Consider the following 20,181-nt stretch of genomic DNA (forward strand, 5'->3'; position numbering starts at 1 on the left):
ACACTGTTACTGGCAAGCAGCATGCTGTGACAAAATACCAAGGCTTTATTTAAAGGAACGCCACGCGCAGTGACGCACCGAGCATGGATTCACGCTGTCGATTGGGAGAATTGGAGTGTTGGTAATAATCTGATTAAGTATTCAGGTGTTTTTAGTTTTATAAGTTTTTCGAGTTGGAATATTGCGGTAGTTGGATCGCTCTGCGGAGTGTGTGAAGTTTTCTTTGGACTTAATGGTTTAACGGGAGTAATGGTGGTGCACTGGCCTCCGTCGGCCAGCGTCACTTTGCAGCGCTTTGTGGTCGAGGGAGGCGTTTCAGTTCCACGCCGAATTTACAGCGCAGCGTTCTGTTCAGTCTCTTCAAGAGTTTTGAGGTAACCCGTAATCACCTCCATGCCGCGGGTAAGGTGGTTGCGCAGGGTCAGGATGCTTTCGTCGACCTTCTTTTGCGCCACGAGGTCGAGCAGTTCGCGGTGATCTTCCTGGGACGTCTTGCCCAGGCCCATGGCCTCGAGGTTGAAGCGCAGGAAACGTTCCTCTTCGTTCAAGCCGTGTTCAACCAGCTTGAGCAACCGCTGATTGCCCGCCTTGCCATATAGCGCCATGTGGAACAGGCGGTTGAGGCGGCCGATTTCGGTGTAGTCGCTTTCCCGTTCCAGCGCGTCGATAAAGGCGCCAGCCTGGGCGATGTCATCGGGCGTGAGCAGGGGAATCGACAAGCGCAGCGCTTCGGATTCGAGGAGCATGCGCAGGGCGTAGGTTTCCGCCGAGTGGTCCTCGATCAGTGGCGCCACCACCGCGCCTTTGTGGGTGACCACATGCAGCAGCGATTGGGCTTCCAGTTGACGCAATGCCTCGCGCACCGGCATCCGGCTGACACCGAACAAGCTGGCCAGCTCCTGTTGACGCATGGCGGTGCCACAGGGCAAGCGGCCATCCAGGATGGCGTTGCGCAATGTTTCTTCAATCACGGAGCGGGCGAGATGGGCGGGGATAGGCCCGCTGATCTGGATGCTGCTCAAAGGGTTCGGCTTCTGCGTCACGACTACGCTATCCTCCTTTTCAAGGTGAGGTGGCTAATTGGATCCAATGCACACTAGAGATTGTCCACAAGCTTGTCAAACGGGCAAGGTTTCGGCTTGTAAGCGACTCAACAGCGTGTTCTTCGGGCCCACAGCTCCCATTTGTCAGGTCTTACAGGCTAAAGGTCCGTCGTGCACATTTTATTCCCGGGAGTCGGGCCAATAGCGGTATTGCTGCATATCGATATTCACTAACGGTATTTAAAATGCGGTTCTTATGACTATAAAGTCACTCTCCTGACTGCACGGGAGTGAACTCATGTCTGCCACCTCTACTGTTCCAACAGCGACCGACACCACACAAACCTTCGAGATCCGTCCATTTCCCGGCAGCGTCGGCGCCGAAATCATAGGCCTGGACCTGGCCCGCCCGGTCAGCGACCAGGACTTCGCACGCATTCACCGCGCGCATCTGGACCATCACGTCGTGGTCTTCCGCGACCAACGTATCACCCCCGAGCAACAGATCGCCTTCAGCCGCCGTTTCGGCGTGCTGCAAATCCATGTGCTCAAACAATTCCTGCTTGCCAACCACCCGGAAATCCTGATCGTCTCCAACATCATCGAAAACGGCCAATCCATCGGCCTGGGAGATGCTGGCAAGTTCTGGCACTCGGACCTCTCCTATAAGGAGCTGCCGAGCCTGGGCTCGATGCTCCATGCCCAGGAGCTGCCGTCCGAGGGTGGCGACACATTGTTCGCCGACATGCATAAAGCCTGGGACAACCTGCCCGAGTCCCTGCGAAAGGCCGTTGAAGGCCGCAGCGCCGCGCACTCCTACACCGCACGCTACAGCGAAACCAAATTCGAAGGCAATTGGCGCCCGACCCTCACGCCCGAGCAACTCGCTCAAGTGGCGGAAGTGGTACACCCGATTGCGCGCACCCACCCGGAAAACGGCCGCAAGGCGCTGTTCGTCAGCGAGGGCTTCACCACCCGTATCGTCGGCCTGCCTGAGGATGAAAGCCGCGACCTGCTGGCCCAGCTGTACGCCCACAGCGTGCTGCCGGAAAACATCTACCGCCATCAGTGGCAGCCCCACGACATGGTGTTCTGGGACAACCGCTCGCTGATCCACCTGGCGGCCGGCTGCCCCAGCCACCTGCGGCGCAAGTTGTACCGCACCACCATCCAGGGCGACGCGCCTTTCTGACCCGGAGCACGACCATGTCCAAGAAAACCCCATTTGCGCGCCTGGCCGCGACGGTTGGCCTGGGCGTCAGCCTGCTGGCCGGCAGTCTTGTGGCGCCTGCCGCCGCCCAGGCCGAAGGCGAAATTCGCATCGCCGAGCAGTTTGGCATCGTCTACCTGTTGCTCAACGTGGTGCGCGACCAGAACCTGATCGAAAAATACGGCAAGCAGGAAGGCATCGACATCAAGGTCGACTGGACGCAACTGTCCGGCGGCGCAGCCGTCAATGATGCGCTGCTCTCCGGTTCCATCGACATCGCCGGGGCCGGCGTTGGCCCGCTGCTGACTATCTGGGACCGCACCCACGGCAAGCAAAACGTAAAAGCCGTCGCCTCCCTGGGCAACTTCCCCTACTACCTGGTGAGCAACAATCCCAAGGTCAAGACCATTGCCGACTTCACCGAAAAAGACCGCATTGCCGTACCGGCAGTGGGCGTTTCCGTGCAGTCGCGTTTCCTGCAATACGCTGCCGCCAAGCAATGGGGCGACAAGGAATTCAATCGCCTCGACAAGTACACCGTTGCCGTCCCGCACCCGGATGCCACGGCTGCGCTGATTGCCGGTGGCACCGAGCTGACCGGGCACTTCTCCAACCCGCCGTTCCAGGAGCAGGCCCTGACCAACCCGAACGTGCATGTGGTGCTCAACTCCTATGACATCCTCGGGCCTAACTCGCCGACCGTGCTGTTCGCCACCGAGAAATTCCGCAACGACAACCCGAAAACCTACAAGGCGTTCGTCGAGGCACTGACCGAAGCGGCGCAGTTCGCCCAGAACGACAAAGGCGCCGCCGCCGATACCTACATCCGCGTGACCAAGGCCAAGATCGACCGCGCCGAGCTGCTGAAAATCATCGAAAACCCGCAGTTCGAATTCAGCGTCACACCGAAAAACACCTACCCGCTGGCGGAATTCCTCTACCGCGTCGGCGCGATCAAAAACAAACCCGAATCGTGGAAGGATTACTTCTTCCAGGACGCCAAACCGCTGCAAGGGAGCTGACATGAACGCGCCCTTGCAAGGCCACACGGCCAGCAACCCGACCACCACCGAAGCACTGCTTTCGGTGGATAAAGTCAGCCTTGAATACCGCACGCCCGAACGGGTGGTGCGGGCCACTCACCAGGTCAGCTTCGCGATCGATCCGGCAGACCGCTTTGTATTGCTGGGGCCTTCGGGCTGCGGCAAATCCACACTGTTGAAATCCATCGCCGGCTTTATCAAGCCGTGTGAAGGCGAGATCCGTCTGCTCGGGCAAAAAGTCGAGCAGCCAGGGCCGGACCGTATCGTGGTGTTCCAGGAGTTCGACCAACTGCCGCCGTGGAAAACCGTCAAGCAGAACGTCATGTTCCCGCTGCTGGCGTCCAAAACCCTCAAGCGTCGCGAGGCCGAAGAGCGGGCGCTGTACTACCTGGAAAAAGTCGGCCTTACGGCCTTTGCCGATGCCTACCCGCACACCCTGTCCGGCGGCATGAAAGCCCGCGTGGCAATCGCCCGGGCGTTGGCCATGCAGCCGAAAATCCTGCTGATGGATGAACCCTTCGCCGCCCTCGACGCCCTGACCCGGCGCAAGATGCAGGAAGAACTATTGCTGCTCTGGGAAGAGGTGCGTTTCACCCTGCTGTTCGTCACCCACTCCATCGAGGAAGCGCTGGTGGTGGGCAACCGCATCCTGTTGCTGTCGCCGCACCCGGGGCGGGTGCGGGCGGAAATCCACAGCCATCAATACGACCTGCACAGCCTCGGCGGTGTGGAGTTCCAGGCTTCGGCGCGGCGCATTCATCGGCTGTTGTTTGATGAGGCGCCCGAGGTGGAAACCGAACTGGGTTTCGCCGATATCCGCATCGCTTATTGAAGGGTTTGCACCATGCGCCAGGAATATGAAATCACTCTCGAACCGTTGCCCGGTGTACGCGTAGAGCGCGAGTTGCCGTGGCGCCAGCGCCTGTGGCAACAAGGCTGGCTGCGTAAAAGCCTGATCCTGATCGTGCTTGCGATCCTCTGGGAAGCGGCTGCCCGTTATCAGAACAATGACCTGCTGCTGCCGAGCCTCCTGCAGACACTGAGCGCGTTCTACGACGGCATGGCCAGTGGCGAGTTGTTGAGCAAGGTCAGCATCTCGCTGGTGGTGCTGATCAAGGGTTACCTGATCGGCATTGTGCTGGCGTTTGCCCTGACCACGCTTGCGGTGTCGACCCAACTGGGGCGTGACCTGCTGAGCACCCTGACCTCGATGTTCAACCCGTTGCCGGCGATTGCCCTGCTGCCGCTGGCGCTGTTGTGGTTTGGCCTGGGGCAGAACAGCCTGATCTTCGTGCTGGTGCATTCAGTGTTGTGGGCGCTGGCGCTCAACACCTATTCAGGGTTCCTCGGCGTCTCCGAAACCCTGCGCATGGCCGGTCGAAATTATGGCCTCAAGGGTATGCGCTTCGTGTTGTTCATCCTGATCCCGGCTGCGCTGCCGTCGATTCTCGCCGGGCTGAAAATCGGTTGGGCGTTCGCCTGGCGCACGCTGATCGCTGCCGAATTGGTGTTCGGTGCTACCAGCGGCAAAGGCGGTTTGGGTTGGTACATCTTCCAGAACCGCAACGAGCTGTACACCGACAAAGTGTTTGCCGGCCTGGCGGTGGTGATCCTGATCGGGCTGCTGGTGGAGAACCTGGTGTTCGACACCCTGGAGCGGGTCACCGTGAAGCGCTGGGGCATGCAACGCTGACTGAAACACCAACCCTGTGGCGAGGGAGCTTGCTCCCGCGGGGCCGCGAAGCGGCCCCAATAACATCACCGCGTTCTTTCAGAAAAGTCTCGATTGCAAATTTTGGGGCTGCTTCGCAGCCCAGCGGGAGCAAGCTCCCTCACCACAGTCTGCTACGATTGCGCCAAGTTCACTCCCAACCCATCACGAGTGCTTGGCATGCAATTACCGGACATGAACCTGCTGGTCGCCCTCGACGCCTTGCTGGACGAGGGCAGTGTGGTAGGCGCCGCGCGGCGGATGAACCTGAGCCCGGCCGCCATGAGTCGCACCCTCACGCGCATCCGCGAGGCAGTGGGCGATCCGATCCTGGTGCGCGCCGGTCGCGGCCTGGTACCGACGCCCAAGGCCCTGGAGCTACAAGGCCAGGTGCGCAGCGTGGTGGAGCAGGCGGCGCTGCTGTTCCGCTCGGCGGACGAAGTGGACCTGCGCACCCTGCGCCGGCGCTTCAGCGTGAGGGCCAATGACTTTTTTGTCGGAGTGTATGGCGGTCGGCTGTTCGACACCATGGAACGCATGGCACCGCTGTGCGAACTGCGCTTCGTGCCGGAAGGCGACACCGATGACGAGGCCCTGCGTGAAGGCCGTCTCGACCTGCGGGTGGGCAACACCATGCCGATCACTCCGGAAGTGAAGGTGCAGAACCTGTTCACCACCACCTTCGTCGGCCTGGCACGGGAAGGGCACCCGTTGTTCGATGGAGAAATCACCGCCGAACGGTTTGCCAGCTATTCGCATATCAGCATCTCCCGCCGCGGCATTGCCCGGGGGCCCATCGACACCGCCCTGAACGCCCAGGGCCTGGAACGCCGAGTCGCGATGATCGCCCCGGGGTTTCACGGCGCGATGTTCATGCTGCCGGACTCCGACCTGATCCTGCCGGTGCCCAAGGAAGCGCTCTACAGCGCCAATCGCCTGAAGCTGCCGTTGCGAGCCTTCACCCTGCCAATTTCCCTGCCGACCCTGGTGCTGACCCAAGCCTGGCACCCGCGTTTCGACAAGGACCCGGCCCATAGATGGCTGCGCGAGACCATGCGTGAATGCTGCGAGGCGACGTGGAAGGAAGCGCAGCCAACGTGAGTCGCAAGTGAGCTCGGCCAATGTGGGAGCTGGCTTGCCTGCGATGCGGGCGACACGGTTTTTCAGGCATAGCGAGGTGATGCAATCGCGGGCAAGCCCGGCTCCCACAGAGATCGCCTACATTTTGATCATTGCGTCTGGTGCACTTATAAGCTTCCTATAAGTCACTTTTTGTCATGTCTAAGCCTTATTAAACTGCTCGGGTATTTCCTATTCCGAGTTGTAGTTCATGACGTCCCTCGCTGCTCCCGCACCCCTGGCCGCAGCCAAACCGACCGCCATTACCCCGCCCGTTTTCGGCCCGCGCATCATCATCGGCCTGGTGGGCGTATTGCTCGCGGTACTGGTGTCCGGCCTCAACGAGATGGTGACCAAAGTTGCTCTCGCCGATATTCGCGGTGCGATGTACATCGGCTTCGACGAAGGCACCTGGCTGGTGGCTGCCTATACCGCCACCTCTGTCTCGGCGATGGCCTTTGCACCCTGGTGTTCGGTGACGTTCTCTCTGCGCCGTTTCACCCTCTGCGCCATCGGCCTGTTCACCATACTTGGCGTGCTGTGCCCGTTCGCACCGAACTACGAAAGCCTGCTGATCCTGCGCACCGTGCAAGGCCTGGCCGGTGGCGCCTTGCCGCCGATGCTGATGACCGTGGCCCTGCGGTTCCTGCCGGCCAACGTCAAGCTGTACGGCCTGGCCGGCTATGCCCTCACGGCCACTTTCGGCCCCAGCCTCGGCACACCGCTGGCGGCCATGTGGACCGAATACGTCGGCTGGCAATGGGCGTTCTGGCAGATTGTCGGGCCGTGCCTGCTGGCGATGGCGGCCGTGGCCTACGGCTTGCCCCAGGACCCGCTGCGCCTGGAGCGCTTCAAGCAGTTCAACTGGCGCGGCTTGCTGTTGGGCTTCCCGGCGATCTGCATGCTGGTGATCGGCCTGTTGCAGGGCAATCGGCTGGACTGGTTCGAGTCGCCGCTGATTACCTCATTGTTGATCGGCGGCCTGGTGTTGCTGGTGCTGTTCATGATCAACGAGTGGTCGCACCCGATGCCGTTTTTCAAGTTGCAGATGCTTGGGCTACGCAACCTGTCGTTCGCGCTGATTGTGCTCGCCGGGGTGCTGATCGTGCTGCTGGCGGTGACGATCATTCCGTCCAGCTACCTGGCCCAGGTCCAAGGCTACCGCCCGCTGCAAACTGCACCGGTGATGCTGATCATGGCGCTGCCGCAGTTGATCGCACTGCCGTTGGTGGCGGCGTTGTGCAACTTGCGCTGGGTCGATTGCCGCTGGGTATTGGGCATTGGCTTGAGCATGTTGATCCTGTCCTGCGTGGGCGGGGCGCAACTCACGTCGGCATGGATTCGCGATGATTTCTACGTGCTGCAACTGCTGCAAATCTTCGGGCAACCGATGGCGGTGTTGCCGCTGCTGATGCTCTCCACCGGCAGCATCACGCCCCAGGACGGGCCTTTCGCCTCGGCGTGGTTCAACACCGTGAAAGGCCTGGCTGCCGTGGTCGCCACCGGCGTGCTCGATGCCCTGACCACACACCGCCTGCATTTCCACTCGACCATGCTGGTGGACAGCCTGGGCAACTCGCCCCTGGCCGACAGCGATGCCGCCGGCCTTGCCCATCGGCTGCACGAGCAGGCCGTGGTGCTCACCTCTTCGGATCTCTACTACGTCATGGCCGGTGTCGCGGCGGCGTTGATCCTGCTGATTTTCTGGATGCCGACGCGGATTTATCCGCCCCGCGCGCCGACTTGATTGCTCACTGAGCCAAAGGGATTGTTATGAAACGCAAAGACAAAATCGCTGTAACCGTCATCACCGTGTTTGCCGTCGGTGTGCTGGTTTACCTGCTGGCGCCGGGTGTGTTCGGCAGCAAACGCCAGAGCACCAACGACGCCTTCGTCGCCGCTGACTACACCCTGGTGGCGCCGCGTGTGGCCGGCTTCATCAAGGAAGTGCTGGTGGAAGACAACCAGCGGGTCAAGGCCGGGCAGTTGCTGGCGCTGATTGATGACCGTGACTTCCGCGCCGCTGCCCAGGCGGCCGATGCCGATACGCTGGTGGCCCAGGCGCAGCTGAAAAATGCCACGGCAACCCTGGAGCGCCAAAGCTCGGTGATCGCCCAGGCCCAGGCGACTGTGGCGGCGGATCGCGCCGAAGTGGCGTTTGCCGAACACGAACTGAACCGCTACAACCACCTCGCGGGTGTAGGCGCCGGCACCGTACAGAACGCCCAGCAAGCCAAGACGCGTATTGACCAGGCCACCGCACGCCTGGCGAATGCCACGGCGGTGCTGGCCGCTGAACGCAAGCAGGTGGAAATCCTCAGCGCCCAGCGTGATGCGGCAGAGGGCGGCCTGAAACGTGCCCAGGCCGCACTGGAAATGGCCAGCTATCAGCTGTCGTACACCCGCATCGTCGCGCCGGTGGACGGCATGGTCGGCGAGCGCGCGGTGCGGGTCGGCGCCTATGTGACGCCGGGCAGCAAGATCCTCGCCGTGGTACCGCTGGCCGAGGCCTACGTGGTGGCCAACTTCCAGGAGACCCAGTTGTCCCACATGCACGCTGGCCAAACGGTGGACGTGCAGGTCGACAGCCTCGACGGCGAAGTGCTCAAGGGCCACCTCGAAAGCCTGGCGCCAGCTACCGGCGTGACATTTGCCTCGGTCAAACCCGACAACGCCACCGGCAACTTCACCAAGGTGGTGCAGCGTATTCCGGTAAAAATCATCCTGGAGCCCGGCCAGGCGTTGACCGAGCGCCTGCGGGTCGGCATGTCGGTGGAAGCCAGCGTCGACACCCACGCCGCCGCCCAGCAACGTGAGGTGGCGCAGCAATGAGACGCCTTGCCTGGTTAACCTTGAGCCTGCTCACCCTGAGTGCCTGCACCGTCGGCCCGGACTTCCTGCGCCCGCAGAATCCCGTCGGCCAATGGACCGAGCCCCATGGCCGGCAAGCCGCCAGCCACGCGGTCAACGATCCGCTGGAAGAGCGCTGGTGGGAAGTGTTCCACGACGCGCAGCTCACCGCGCTTACCCATCGCGCGCTGACCGATAACCTTGACCTGAAACTCGCCAGCAGCCGCCTGCAACAAAGCCGCGCGGCGCGCCAGGTGATCACCGCCGAGCGCTACCCGACCGTCAACGCCACCGGCGATTACCTGCGTCAGCGCAACAGCGCCGATGGCTTGAGCGATGCCTCGGGCAAGAACGGCCGCTCGGCGTTCAACCAGTGGGACATGGGTTTCTCCGCCGCCTGGGAACTGGACTTCTGGGGCCGGGTAAAACGCGAAACCGAAGCCGCCGACGCCACTCTGCAAGTCGCCGAAAACGACCGCCGTGCGGTGCTGTTGTCGGTGCTGGCGGAAACCGCCCAGGACTACATCCAGCTGCGCGGCGTGCAAAACACCCGCGCCGTCACCGAGCAAAACCTCGAGGTGGCGCGCCACAGCCTGAAGCTCTCGCAACTGCGCCTGGCCGACGGTGTCGCCACTGACCTGGACGTAGCCGAAGCCGCTGCTCAAGTGGCCGCCATCGAGGCGCGCCTGCCGGATTTGCAGCAACGCCAGGACCAGTTGATCAACGCCCTGAGCCTGCTGATGGGCGAACCGCCACAAGCCTTGTACGCCGAGCTGTCCAAGGACGCTGCGGTGCCGCAAACCCAACGCCAGGTCGCCATCGGCCTGCCGTCGCAACTGGCCGAGCGCCGCCCGGATATCCGCCAGGCCGAAGCTCGCTTGCATGCGGCCACCGCCTCCATTGGTGTGGCCAAGGGCGACTTCTACCCGCGCATCACCCTGTCTGGCAGCGTGGGCTCCCAGGCGTTGCAGCTGGCGGATTTCGGCTCGTGGAGTTCGCGTGCATTCGCCTTCGGCCCGCAACTGAGCTTGCCGATTTTCAACGGTGGCCGGTTGCAAGGCATGCTCGATCTGCGCGAAGCCCAGCAACAGGAGGCGGCCCTGGCCTACCAGCAGACCGTGCTGCGGGCCTGGCATGAAATCGACGATCAACTGACCCGCTACAACGCCAGCCAACTGCGGCGCGACAGCCTCGCCGAAGCCGTGCGGCAGAACCAGATCGCCCTCAGCACCGCGCAGCATCAATACGTCGAAGGCGTGGTGGATTTCGTCAACGTACTGACCGTGCAAAGTGCGTTGCTGGCGACCCAGGAGCAGTGGGTGGAAAGCTCCACCGGCGTGTCCCTGGCCATGGTCGGGTTGTACAAGGCATTGGGCGGGGGCTGGGAATCGGTGTACCCGTTGCAGACCGCCGGACGCTGAATGACAAAGAACTTTGCCAGCCACGCAACAAGGTGTAATGATAATTGCTCTCAATAACGTATCCGAGCTTTTCATGGACACCGCGACTGACGGCCGGCAACAGCTTCATCTCCTGTATCGCGACCATCATGGCTGGCTGCAAGGCTGGCTGCGCAAACGCCTGGGGGATCGCGAACACGCCGCCGATGTGGCGCAGGACACCTTCCTGCGCTTACTGGTATCGGGGCGCTTTCCCGGTGACAAGGAAAGCCGCAGCTACCTGACGCAGATCGCCCGCAACCTGGTGATTGATCAATGGCGACGCCTGCGCATCGAGCGTGCCTACCTGGAAAGCATTGCCCACCTGCCGGAGCCCGAATCCCCGTCCCTGGAAACCCGCGCACTGATCCTCGAAACCCTGATGCAGATCGACGCCATGCTCGACCGCATGCCCGACAACGTGCGCCGCGCATTTCTGTTGTCGCAGTTCGAAGGGCTGAGCTACGCACAGATTGCCGAGCGCCTGGAGGTCACTGTCAGCTCGGTGCAGAACTACATGACCCGGGCGATTCTCGCCTGCTACCAGGTCGTCTACGAAGAATGAGAACCCGGCACGAAGCGCCGATTGCCCCGGCCATTGTCGAGCAGGCCAGCGAGTGGTTGATGCTGCAATGGGGCGGCGAGATGGACGGCGATCAGCGCCAGGCCTTCGCGCGCTGGCAGGAGGCCGATCCGGAACACCGGCGCGCCTGGAAGCGCTTGCAGCAGTTACAGCAAACCCTCGGCGGTGTGCCTGTCGACAGTGCCCGTGCGGTGTTACGCGATACACCGGACACCCAACGCCGCGCCGCCTTGAAACTGCTCGGGCTGTTGCTGGTGGCCGGTGGCAGCGGCTATCTGGTGCAAAGCAGCCAGCCCTGGCAGGCGGCGTTTGCCGAATACCGCACCGCCACCGGCGAGATTCGCCACCTGACCTTGAGCGATGGCACGCGCCTGGACCTCAACAGCAACAGCGCGGTCGACTTGCGCTTCAGCGCCAGTGAGCGGCGTATCCGCCTGATACGCGGCGAGATCCTGCTGACCAGCGGCCACGATCCGTCCCGGCCATTGATCGTCGAAACCCCGGCCGGAGATGTGCAGGCCCTGGGCACCCGGTTTGCCGTGCGTGAAGTGGACGATGGCAGCCGCGTCGACCTGTATGAAGGACGTGTGCAGGTACGTCCGGTGCGCGGTGCGGCGGTGCAGATGAATGCCGGGGACAGCCTGTGGTTCAGCGCCAGCCGGACTTCGACGCGGGTGCCGGTGGATGCCAATGCCAGCAGTTGGACCGAGAACCGCTTGATCGCCGAGCGCCAGCCGCTGGGGCAGTTCGTTGCCGAGTTGAGCCGTTATCGCCCGGGGCTGTTGCGCTGCGATGCGGCAGTGGCCGGCTTGCTGTTGACCGGCGTGTTTCCGCTGAATGACACCGACGCGATTCTCCACGCGCTTGAGCGTTCGTTGCCGGTGCAGGTACAGGCGGTGACGCGCTATTGGGTCACGATCAAGGCGCGGGGCTAAAAAATTTTTTGCCTGCGGCTTGTCGGTTTTCCAACCCCGTCCGGGATACCTCTTGAAAGCCAATCAAGAAGCGTTCTCACGGGGAGCCCTGCAATGTCGCACCACCCAATCCAACCCCTGGCCCGCGCCCTGCGCCGTGGCCTGTTTGTCAGTCTGCTGGCGACGGCGCCTGTGGTGCCGAGCGTGGTCCAGGCCCAGGAGAGTGCTGAAGCCCTGCGCCAATACAACATTCCCGCAGGCAACCTCGACCAGGCCTTGAACCAGTTCGCCAGCGCCTCGGGAATCCTGTTGTCGGTGGACGCCTCGCTGACCCAAGGCAAGCGCAGCGCCGGCTTGCAGGGCCGCTACGCCACCGGGCCAGGGTTGGAACGGTTGTTGGCCGGCAGCGGGTTGGTCGCGGTGCAATCCCAGGGCGGCTGGTCGTTGCAGGCGCTGCCGGCGAACGGTGCGCTGCAACTCGGAGCGACGCAGATCAGTGGCCAACAGGATCAGGAAACGGCCTGGGGCGCTGTCGACGGCATCGTTGCCAAGCGCAGCGCCACCGGCAGCAAGACCGATTCGGCGCTGGTGGAAATCCCCCAGACCATCAACGTCATCACCGCCGCCGAGATCAAGGCGCGCGGCGCCCAAAGCGTCACCCAGGCGCTGCTTTATACGCCGGGCATGACCGCCGGCGGCTTTTCCGACCGCGTCAAACTGTTCGATGAACCCACCTCTCGCGGCTTCTCGCCTACGCCGCTGTATCTGGATGGTTTGCACTTGCCTTATGGCGGCGGCAGCACCGGCGGGGCATTGCAGATCGAGCCGTACTCTCTGGAACGCATCGAAGTGCTCAAGGGCCCGGCCTCGGTGTTATACGGGCAGAACCAGCCGGGCGGCATCGTCAATATGGTCAGCAAGCGCCCCAGCGAAACCCCGGTGCATCAAGTGGTGCTGGAAGCCGGCACCTACGAACACAAAAGCGCCGCCATCGACCTCAGTGGTCCACTGGATGAACAAGGCCAGTTTCTCTATCGCCTCACTGGCCTGGCCAAGGACGAGCAGGGCGAGATCAACTACGTCGAGAACAAACGCCAATTCATCGCCCCCAGCCTGACCTGGCAGCCCAACGACGACACGCGCCTGACCGTGTTCGCCCAGTACCAGAAAGACAAAGGCGTGCCCGAGGCCCAGGGTTTGCCCGCGTCCGGGACGATCTGGGACAACCCCAACGGCAAGATCAAGCGTGATGTGTTCATCGGTGAGCCAGGCGTCAACCAGTACAACCGCGAGCAGTACGTGTTGGGCTATGAGGTGTCCCATCGCCTGAACGACACCTGGACCCTCAAGCAAAACGCTCGCTACGCCGAAGTGGACGATCGCTACACCGCACCGTTGCACGGCTACAGATTTGTGCCCAACCCGGTAACCGGCGTGCAAGACCAACGCTACCTGCAGCGCTTCGGCGTGGACTGGTCGCAGCACAACAAAGTATTCGGTGTGGATAGCATCGCCCAAGCGGAGTTCGACACCGGCGCACTGTCCCACACGTTGATCGTTGGCCTGGATTACTACCACTTCAACTCGCAATTCCACGGCCTGTACGACCGTAATCCGCCGGTGATCGACCTGTTCAAGCCGGTCTATGGCCAGCGGCTGAATTTCGGCCAGCCTTATCGCTGGGACCGCACCGTGACCCAGACCGGCTTGTACGTGCAGGACCAGATCAAATTGGACAAGTGGGCGCTGGTCCTTGGCGGGCGCTACGACTGGGCCAACGTGGTCAACAAGGAGCCACTGGCCGACACCCGCACCAGCAGCAAAGACCAGGCGTTCACCGGCCGGGCCGGTCTGGTGTACCTGTTCGATAATGGCCTGGCGCCGTTTATCAGCTACTCCGAATCCTTCCTGCCGCTGTCGGGCACCGATATCAGCGGCAAACCGTTCGATCCTTCTACCGGCAACCAGTACGAAGTCGGCCTGAAATACCAGCCGCCGGGCCAGAAGAGTTTTGTGCAGGTTTCGGTCTATCAACTGGATCAGAAAAACGTGCTGACCACCAACCCGGTAGACACCACCTTCAGCACCCAGAGCGGTGCCATGCGCTCACGTGGCGTGGAGCTGGAAGCCAAGGCGTCCCTCAGCGATGCCTGGGACGTGGTCGCGTCAGCGGCGCGCAATGACATCAAGTACACCAAGGACAACGACGGTCGTCAGGGCCGGCATCCGGCCGGCATTGCGCCGCTTACCGCTTCGGTCTGGGTCAACTACACCGTCCTTGGCGACACACCCCTGGCCGGTGTTGGCGCAGGCTTGGGCGCGCGTTACGTTCGCAGCAGCTTTGGTGATTACTACGCAGGGGCGTTCAGCATTCCGTCCTATACCGTCTACGACGCCAGCCTGAGCTACGACCTGGGCCGCTCGGCGTTCAAGCTCAAAGGCGTGAAGCTGGCAATGAACGTGCAGAACCTCACCAACAAGACCTACGTGTCGCAATGCACCAGTGACCTGGATTGTTACTACGGGGAAGGGCGCACGGTGGTGTCGAGCTTGACTTATGACTGGTAGATACCGGTCATTCGCGGGCTTTTTGTAGCCCTGAGTGCCCACAGTCCAAGGACCGTGGGCACTCAGGGATTCTGCAAAAACACCACATACCCGCGAAACCACTCACTCCCCTTCAAATACCCCGGCTCCTCCCATGCCCCACCCTGAATCAACCCAATCTTGAACGGCACCCCCAACCGGTTCATGCGTGGCAGATACGCCGCGTAGTCCGGGATGCTGTGGCGGCCCTGGTAGGTCTGCACCACCACTTCATCAATCACGCCCTTGAGTTGTGCGATGGCGGCCGGGTCGGCGTTGCTGCTCCAGTCCATCAGCCCGGTGATGCTCAGGCGTAGATCCTTGGGCAAGCGTTGGCGCAGGTCGCGCAGGAAATCCGCGTATTCGTCGAGGTATTGCGTGCGCGCATCGAAGTCGATCTGGATGCCCACCACCGGGTTGCCCGCATCCCGCCAGCGTTGCACCTGGCCGAGCATCTGGCTGTAGACCGACTCGGGCCAGTGCAGGGTGTGGGCGCGGTACACCACCCAGATTTCACCCTGGGTGATGCGCGGCACGCTCATGCCCTGGGCGATGAATTGCACGCCACGCCGGGGCGCGCGGCGGGTCGAGTTGATCTGGCCCTGGAGGATGTACAGGGTTTTCGCCTGCTTGAGCACCGGCTGCGGCGCGACGCCGCTCCACAGCCAGAACGCGTCATGGTCGCGGGCGTCCACCGCACCGAAGGCCGGGCTTGCCAGCAGGAGCAGGGCCAGCCAGAAGCGCTTCACGGCTTACCAGTAGTACTGCAGCGACTTGCCCCACTGGGTGTCGGCGAACCCGGTTTTCAACTGGCGGAACCAGCCTTTGCGCACGTTCTTGTCGACGTCCTCGCCACCGCAACTGTTGTAGCCCGAAGGTCCGTAGCAGTTGATGGCACGAAACAGCGCGTAGGCCTTGTCGTTTCGCGGTGCCTTGGGATTGCCGATCACCCGCTTGTAGCCCTCCAGTCGCGAGAAGGTTTCACCCTTGAAGGGCGAGGCAGTGCTGCCCAGGCTGCCGGCGGAGCGCGCTTGTTCCAGGGGCATGCCGTCCAGGCCGTTACGCAGGACGAATTCCCCCAGGCAGTTCAGGCCCTGCGGGTTTTTCGGATCGGCCTGCAAGGTACTAGCGATTTGCGCGATGCTCGGGCAGGTGTAGCCGGACTCGGCCTTGTCACCGTTCCACTGGAACAGTCTCAACGACTGGCCGCCGCTGTAGACGTAGCCCAGGCTGGTGCCGAGCTTGTCATCGGGAACCGAGGCGGGCAGTTGCTTGAGGTCCTCGGCAAAGGTCTCGAACTGGCCGCGCAGCAGGTCTTTATAGAGCAGCGTGAATTGCGCAGTCTGGCGCTCTACCGGGTCTTCGGCATGGGCAAGCTGTTGGCGCAGCAGGTCGGGACCGGCGACGTTGCGCAGCAGGATATAGCGCACCTGCTTGGCACTGATCGGCGAATCGGCGGCGAATACCTTGGCCAGCTGGCCGCTGCGTTCGTAGTTCATCGCCAATGCCAGCTCCAGCTGGTCACGTTGCAACGGTTGCTTGGTCAGCGGCAGCAGTTGCAGCCACAGCGCTTCGGCGGCTTTCCAGTCTTCCTTGGCTTCCAGCGCGAGGCCACGCAGGGTCTGTTGGCTGAAAGCGAAGTAGTCGAGATTCGACGGCACGTCTTGCGGCAGCAGCTTCAAGGTACGGTCGGGCTGATGCTCGACGTTCAGGGCAAACGCCGCCTGCACGTAGGCATACAGCGCGGGCTCCTGCGCGAACACCGCTTTTTGTGCATCGAGCGCTTCACGCGTGAGCTTCGGCGGCTCACCGGCACGCATCCACATCAGGTCGTTGAGGGCCAGGATCAGCGGGTTGCCCACAGGTGCCGTGGTGCTGGTCAGCAGCTTGGTGTCGGCTTCCTGCACCAGTTCATCCAGCGACACGTTGCGCTGGGCATCGGTGGCCTGGGTCAGTTGCCAGGCAAAGTCGTCCGCCAGTTTGTCGGGGTTGGGCGCCAGCCAGTGCACCCGGCGCAGCAGGCCACGGGCGGAGGCGGCGTATTCGCCCTGTGGATAAGTTTTCAGGTAGTCGTTGAAAGCGCTTTCGGCCCGTTGCAGGGCAGACTTATCCACATGCTCAAGCGACGGTGTGCCGTATTCATCGAAGGCATTTTGCTGGGCGTCGTTCAGCGCGGTGCGGGCGGTCATGTACAGCGCTGTTTCCTTCAGCCAGGGCAGCGAGCTGCTCGTCAGCCCGGCAAAACCTTTTTGCGCATCGCTGAAGCGTCCGCTGTAAAAGTCCCCGGCGGCTTTCAGATAGGTGAGCAATGCCTGGCCGTCTGCCGATTTGATTTGGTCGGCCTCGCCTGCCGCTACGCCGTCCGAGGAACAACTGCCGAGCATCTGCAGCCGCAGCTTGGCCAGTAACTGGCGCTCGGCCTGCGGTACATCGGCCTTCACCACCTGGCTGATAAACGCGGCGGCACTGTCATCGGCGTTGCTGCGGCAGCGGCTGCCTTCGCCGGAAAGGAAGGCTTCACCGGCGGTCTTGGCGTCGTCGCGGGTGATGCCCAGCGGGCTGAGCAGTGCATCCAGTTCGGCGGTGCGCGAGTCGTCGGGTTTGTTGTCGGGCTCATCCGCAGCCGGCATAAGCCGATACACCGGAAAGGGCACCGGGCCAAATCCTTCGGACACGTCCTGCTCGCCCAAGGCATTCGGCGCCAGCGGCATGACGTTTTTGTCCGCCAGCAACAGCCGCAGGTTGACCCGGCTGTCATTGCCGGGGCTCAGGAAGGGCAGGTTGCTGCACACGTCCAGGCTGTTGCGCGACACCCGCCAATCCGGGTAGCAAGAGTCATCGCCGCTGGCGTGGGCCTGGAGGGGAAGGGTGGCGAGCAATGCCAGTGCCAGGGGTGACAGAAGACCGATGCGCATGAAATGTCCTTGATCCTGAATCCATGGAAGGCAGCAATCATAGCGTGATCCGATGAAAGCGTCGGAGACGTCCTGCGCAAAATTCAGATTTGTCCGATTGGCGGATGGTTGGTCAAATCCATGCAAAACAGCGGGCGAATCAAGGCCTTTTGACCTAGAGTGGCGGGTGTTCGCGCAAGCGCAGGTTCAGTAGTGGGTGAGGAAGTAGAGGTGCGACGCTCTGTGGCGGAACAAGACAACAAGGCCGGGGCATTGCCCGTGCTCAATCCTGGCCTTTGGGAGAATGCCGGCTGGCTGGCTCGGTTGTGGTGGGTACCGCTGGTGGCGTTGGCCATGGCCGTGCGTTTCTATGGCCTGACCGCCTCCGCCATCTGGGGCGATGAAGGTTCAAGCCTGCTGCTCGCCGAGTATTCCCTGGAAGACCTGTGGTTTCACGCCGCACATGACGTTCATCCGCCGCTGTATTTCTTCATGCTGCGCGGCTGGATCGAGGTGTTCGGCGACAGCATTTTCTCCCTGCGCAGCATGAGTGCGATCCCCGGTGTGGTCGCAGTCGGCCTGGGAATCTGGCTGACACGACTGATCGCGACCCGTCGCGCGGCGGTGCTGGCCGGGATTCTGTTGGCGTTGCTGCCCACGGCAGTGCGCTACAGCCAGGAAGTGCGGATGTATTCGCTGCTGGGCGTGTGGCTGCTGGCCGCCACCCTGGCCTTGGTGTATTGGGTCCGCCAGCCTGAGCGCAAGCGCTATCTGGTGGCCTATGCGCTGTTGATGACGGCAGCCTTCTACACCCACTATTTCACCGCGTTGTGCGTGCTGGTGCATTGGTCATGGCTGCTGTTGCTGCGCCAGCCACGGGCCGGCGGCCTGCGCCTGGTCACGCGTGCGGGCTGGTGGGTGGCCAACGTTGCCATTGTGTTGCTGTACTTGCCCTGGCTCCCGAATCTGCTGGGCCTGGTGCAGCACACCGAAGAACTCAAGGTGGGCGGTGATATTGGCTGGGAAGACCCGGTCAACCTGTATTCCGTGCCGTCGATGGTGTGGCAGTTCCTCATTCAGGACCCGGGCGACCACTTGTGGCGACCGCTCTTTGTGGTGTTTCCGTTATTGCTGATGGCGCTGGTCGGTGTGACTGCCTGGCGCGATCAAAGCCGCTTTCGCTTTGGCTGGCTGCTGGGGCTTTTTTTCATGCTGCCAGTGTTGCTGGTCTATGGGGTTTCGTTTATTTCCCCGGTGTTTATCGAGCGTTATCTCACCGCCTACGCAATGAGTTTGCCGATCATCGTGGCGTTGGCCGTCGACCGTCTGTCGTCGCGCTTGCCGCTCGCAGCAGCGGCAGTCTTCGTGTTGTTTGTCGGGGTCGAGCTGGTGGGCGTGAAGACCAACTCCACCGTCGATGAGCATGATCAGTTCAACGTGGTGGTGGAGTTCGTCAATCGCAACTACCAGGAAGATGACCGCATCGTCATCAGCGACATGCTGTGGTACCTGCCCTACGTCTATTACGACGAGACCGACGCCCAGTTGCAGCTTTTCACACCGCCGACCGCCGCCGGCAAGTCCACCCGGCCTAATGCCTATGGTTTTGGCACCCTGGTGGACCAGGATGGCGGGCGCATCTACCTTGATCGCTTGTCGGCGTTACCCGCCGAGATCCAGCGTGTATGGCTGATCAGCGCCGCGGAGCCGCCGGATGAGTTTGCCCCGTTGCCGGCCGGATGGCGTCAGCTCAGCCAGCAGGACGGCGGCGGCGCGCGGGCCCGGCTGTTCGTGCTGTGTAACGCGCCAGCGGGCGTGCACCGTGAGGGCTGCGATTAATCCGCGCAACACCTGAGAGGTTTATGTTCGCCTGGGGCGCTAGACTCAGGTGAACCCTCTCTCCAGGAACGCCTCATGGAATCCCCAGTCCACAACTTGCCATCGTTGTTCAAACAGCTCGGTTTGCCCGATGACCCGGTCAGCATCGAGCGGTTCATCGCGGTCCACTCCCCACTCAAGCCCGAATTGCATCTGGCGGAAGCGTTTTTCTGGACGCCGGCCCAGCGGGCGTTTTTGCGTGAAGAGATTCTGGAGGACGCGGATTGGGCGGAGGTGGTGGATGAGTTGAATTTGCGGTTGAGAGAGGGGCGAGGAGTCTAAGCCGTCAAGAGGCGGTTGCTTTCTCTGGTGGCCATTGGCGAGCGGTGTGCACAAGCGCCACGACCCTTTCTACGTCGGGCTCAAGTTGGTAAGCAAGGCGGTAGCTTGGATGAGGAATGACTTCGCGTGTGCCTGTGATCCTGCCGAGTGGGCCGATTTCTGGGTGTTTTGCCAGCCCCAGCACTGCACTGCTGAAGCGTCGATCCATATCGGCTGCGGCTTGTGGGTTTTTCTCAAATAAAAAGTCCCAGATATCCCTACGGTCCTGCGCCGCTTCCGGCGTCCAGGCAACCCTCATTCCTGATTATCTACGTGAGCACGTTTCGCAGAAAACTCAGCTTCCAAATCCTCATTGGAAATCTCTCTGCCTGCCTGTATCGAGGCGCGAGAGGCGTCTACTTTACGCTGCAAGAACGCGTCGTACTCCCGTGATTCCTGCTGGGCCTGGACAAACTGACGCATCATATCTCGCACGATTTGCGATGCAGGACGGTGGGTAGCCTCGCACTCGGCCATGAATTGGTCGCGTAGTTCCGACTCAAGCTTCAAGGTGAAAACGGCTAGTTTTGACATAAGTGAATGCTCTAGATTGGTATGTACGAAGTATATACAACGTGCATACCTGACGA

18 protein-coding genes are annotated in these 20,181 nt (G+C 61.9%); 13 read left to right on the top strand and 5 right to left on the bottom strand.

The window, feature by feature from the left end; translation table 11 throughout:
* Positions 1–332: 332 nt before the first annotated feature.
* The gene (locus HX839_RS19120) at positions 333–1,043 is read right to left on the bottom strand and encodes a GntR family transcriptional regulator (RefSeq protein ID WP_177067543.1); all 711 of its coding nucleotides are present in this window, start codon (positions 1,041–1,043) and stop codon (positions 333–335) included.
* Positions 1,044–1,341: 298 nt separating this feature from the next.
* On the opposite strand from HX839_RS19120, the gene HX839_RS19125 reads away from it, so the two are divergent.
* The 11 genes from HX839_RS19125 (at position 1,342) to HX839_RS19175 (ending at position 14,480) form a co-directional block, all read left to right on the top strand.
* A complete protein-coding gene (locus HX839_RS19125) occupies positions 1,342–2,235 on the top strand; it encodes a TauD/TfdA family dioxygenase (protein ID WP_177067544.1) in 894 nt (297 codons plus the stop codon).
* A 14-nt stretch (positions 2,236–2,249) separates the two neighbouring features.
* The gene (locus HX839_RS19130) at positions 2,250–3,275 is read left to right on the top strand and encodes an ABC transporter substrate-binding protein (protein ID WP_003218229.1); all 1,026 of its coding nucleotides are present in this window, start codon (positions 2,250–2,252) and stop codon (positions 3,273–3,275) included.
* A gap of 1 nt (position 3,276) precedes the next feature.
* Positions 3,277–4,128 carry an ABC transporter ATP-binding protein gene (locus HX839_RS19135; protein WP_008433632.1) on the top strand — a complete coding sequence of 284 codons (852 nt, stop codon included), beginning with the start codon at positions 3,277–3,279 and terminating at the stop codon, positions 4,126–4,128.
* A 12-nt stretch (positions 4,129–4,140) separates the two neighbouring features.
* A complete protein-coding gene (locus HX839_RS19140) occupies positions 4,141–4,989 on the top strand; it encodes an ABC transporter permease (RefSeq protein ID WP_177067545.1) in 849 nt (282 codons plus the stop codon).
* 198 nt (positions 4,990–5,187) lie between these two features.
* Positions 5,188–6,108 (top strand): LysR family transcriptional regulator, encoded by a 921-nt coding sequence (locus HX839_RS19145; protein ID WP_003218223.1) that lies wholly within the window; start codon positions 5,188–5,190, stop codon positions 6,106–6,108.
* Between the two features lie 229 nt (positions 6,109–6,337).
* Positions 6,338–7,873 carry an MFS transporter gene (locus tag HX839_RS19150; protein WP_087693599.1) on the top strand — a complete coding sequence of 512 codons (1,536 nt, stop codon included), beginning with the start codon at positions 6,338–6,340 and terminating at the stop codon, positions 7,871–7,873.
* 26 nt (positions 7,874–7,899) lie between these two features.
* Positions 7,900–8,958, top strand: coding sequence for an HlyD family secretion protein (locus HX839_RS19155; protein WP_177067546.1), 1,059 nt, complete (start codon positions 7,900–7,902; stop codon positions 8,956–8,958).
* Entirely contained in the window at positions 8,955–10,397 is a 1,443-nt protein-coding gene (locus HX839_RS19160; RefSeq protein ID WP_177067547.1) for an efflux transporter outer membrane subunit, read from the top strand. Before HX839_RS19155 ends, HX839_RS19160 begins: the two co-directional genes overlap by 4 nt.
* A 73-nt stretch (positions 10,398–10,470) precedes the next feature.
* Positions 10,471–10,980 carry a sigma-70 family RNA polymerase sigma factor gene (locus HX839_RS19165; protein WP_177067548.1) on the top strand — a complete coding sequence of 170 codons (510 nt, stop codon included), beginning with the start codon at positions 10,471–10,473 and terminating at the stop codon, positions 10,978–10,980.
* Positions 10,977–11,933 carry a FecR domain-containing protein gene (locus HX839_RS19170; RefSeq protein WP_003218213.1) on the top strand — a complete coding sequence of 319 codons (957 nt, stop codon included), beginning with the start codon at positions 10,977–10,979 and terminating at the stop codon, positions 11,931–11,933. The genes HX839_RS19165 and HX839_RS19170 overlap by 4 nt, the downstream gene beginning before the upstream one ends.
* Positions 11,934–12,026: 93 nt before the next feature.
* Positions 12,027–14,480: a TonB-dependent siderophore receptor gene (locus HX839_RS19175; protein ID WP_177067549.1), complete on the top strand. Its 2,454-nt coding sequence runs from the start codon at positions 12,027–12,029 to the stop codon at positions 14,478–14,480.
* 62 nt (positions 14,481–14,542) lie between these two features.
* Here HX839_RS19175 and HX839_RS19180 read toward each other — a convergent pair whose 3' ends face one another.
* Positions 14,543–15,247, bottom strand: a complete 705-nt coding sequence (locus HX839_RS19180) for a DUF3142 domain-containing protein (protein ID WP_008433644.1) — start codon at positions 15,245–15,247, stop codon at positions 14,543–14,545.
* A 3-nt stretch (positions 15,248–15,250) separates the two neighbouring features.
* On the bottom strand, positions 15,251–17,413 hold the full coding sequence (locus HX839_RS19185) for an outer membrane assembly lipoprotein YfiO (protein ID WP_177067550.1): 2,163 nt from the start codon (positions 17,411–17,413) through the stop codon (positions 15,251–15,253).
* A 222-nt stretch (positions 17,414–17,635) separates the two neighbouring features.
* Here HX839_RS19185 and HX839_RS19190 point away from each other — a divergent pair, with 222 nt between their 5' ends.
* Both HX839_RS19190 and HX839_RS19195 read left to right on the top strand, forming a co-directional pair.
* Positions 17,636–19,231, top strand: coding sequence for a glycosyltransferase family 39 protein (locus HX839_RS19190; RefSeq protein WP_177067551.1), 1,596 nt, complete (start codon positions 17,636–17,638; stop codon positions 19,229–19,231).
* A 75-nt stretch (positions 19,232–19,306) separates the two neighbouring features.
* Complete coding sequence (locus tag HX839_RS19195) at positions 19,307–19,552, top strand: DUF2789 domain-containing protein (protein WP_003218203.1); 246 nt, start codon at positions 19,307–19,309, stop codon at positions 19,550–19,552.
* 4 nt (positions 19,553–19,556) lie between these two features.
* Here HX839_RS19195 and HX839_RS19200 read toward each other — a convergent pair whose 3' ends face one another.
* Together HX839_RS19200 and HX839_RS19205 are read right to left on the bottom strand one after the other, a co-directional pair.
* The gene (locus HX839_RS19200) at positions 19,557–19,850 is read right to left on the bottom strand and encodes a type II toxin-antitoxin system RelE/ParE family toxin (protein WP_177027844.1); all 294 of its coding nucleotides are present in this window, start codon (positions 19,848–19,850) and stop codon (positions 19,557–19,559) included.
* Positions 19,847–20,125, bottom strand: a complete 279-nt coding sequence (locus HX839_RS19205) for a hypothetical protein (RefSeq protein ID WP_003218199.1) — start codon at positions 20,123–20,125, stop codon at positions 19,847–19,849. Before HX839_RS19205 ends, HX839_RS19200 begins: the two co-directional genes overlap by 4 nt.
* Positions 20,126–20,181: the final 56 nt, after the last annotated feature.

The sequence above is a fragment of the Pseudomonas sp. I8001 genome (assembly GCF_013385345.1).
In the GTDB taxonomy this organism is placed as follows: Bacteria; Pseudomonadota; Gammaproteobacteria; order Pseudomonadales; family Pseudomonadaceae; genus Aquipseudomonas.

Coding starts and splice junctions, on each gene's coding strand:
- HX839_RS19170 (WP_003218213.1), top strand. CDS start 10,977: ATGAGAACCCGGCACGAAGCGCCGATTGCCCCGGCCATTGTCGAGCAG.
- HX839_RS19125 (WP_177067544.1), top strand. CDS start 1,342: ATGTCTGCCACCTCTACTGTTCCAACAGCGACCGACACCACACAAACC.
- HX839_RS19145 (WP_003218223.1), top strand. CDS start 5,188: ATGCAATTACCGGACATGAACCTGCTGGTCGCCCTCGACGCCTTGCTG.
- HX839_RS19135 (WP_008433632.1), top strand. CDS start 3,277: ATGAACGCGCCCTTGCAAGGCCACACGGCCAGCAACCCGACCACCACC.
- HX839_RS19205 (WP_003218199.1), bottom strand. CDS start 20,125: ATGTCAAAACTAGCCGTTTTCACCTTGAAGCTTGAGTCGGAACTACGC.
- HX839_RS19150 (WP_087693599.1), top strand. CDS start 6,338: ATGACGTCCCTCGCTGCTCCCGCACCCCTGGCCGCAGCCAAACCGACC.
- HX839_RS19140 (WP_177067545.1), top strand. CDS start 4,141: ATGCGCCAGGAATATGAAATCACTCTCGAACCGTTGCCCGGTGTACGC.
- HX839_RS19175 (WP_177067549.1), top strand. CDS start 12,027: ATGTCGCACCACCCAATCCAACCCCTGGCCCGCGCCCTGCGCCGTGGC.
- HX839_RS19185 (WP_177067550.1), bottom strand. CDS start 17,413: ATGCGCATCGGTCTTCTGTCACCCCTGGCACTGGCATTGCTCGCCACC.
- HX839_RS19160 (WP_177067547.1), top strand. CDS start 8,955: ATGAGACGCCTTGCCTGGTTAACCTTGAGCCTGCTCACCCTGAGTGCC.
- HX839_RS19165 (WP_177067548.1), top strand. CDS start 10,471: ATGGACACCGCGACTGACGGCCGGCAACAGCTTCATCTCCTGTATCGC.
- HX839_RS19195 (WP_003218203.1), top strand. CDS start 19,307: ATGGAATCCCCAGTCCACAACTTGCCATCGTTGTTCAAACAGCTCGGT.
- HX839_RS19200 (WP_177027844.1), bottom strand. CDS start 19,850: ATGAGGGTTGCCTGGACGCCGGAAGCGGCGCAGGACCGTAGGGATATC.
- HX839_RS19130 (WP_003218229.1), top strand. CDS start 2,250: ATGTCCAAGAAAACCCCATTTGCGCGCCTGGCCGCGACGGTTGGCCTG.
- HX839_RS19155 (WP_177067546.1), top strand. CDS start 7,900: ATGAAACGCAAAGACAAAATCGCTGTAACCGTCATCACCGTGTTTGCC.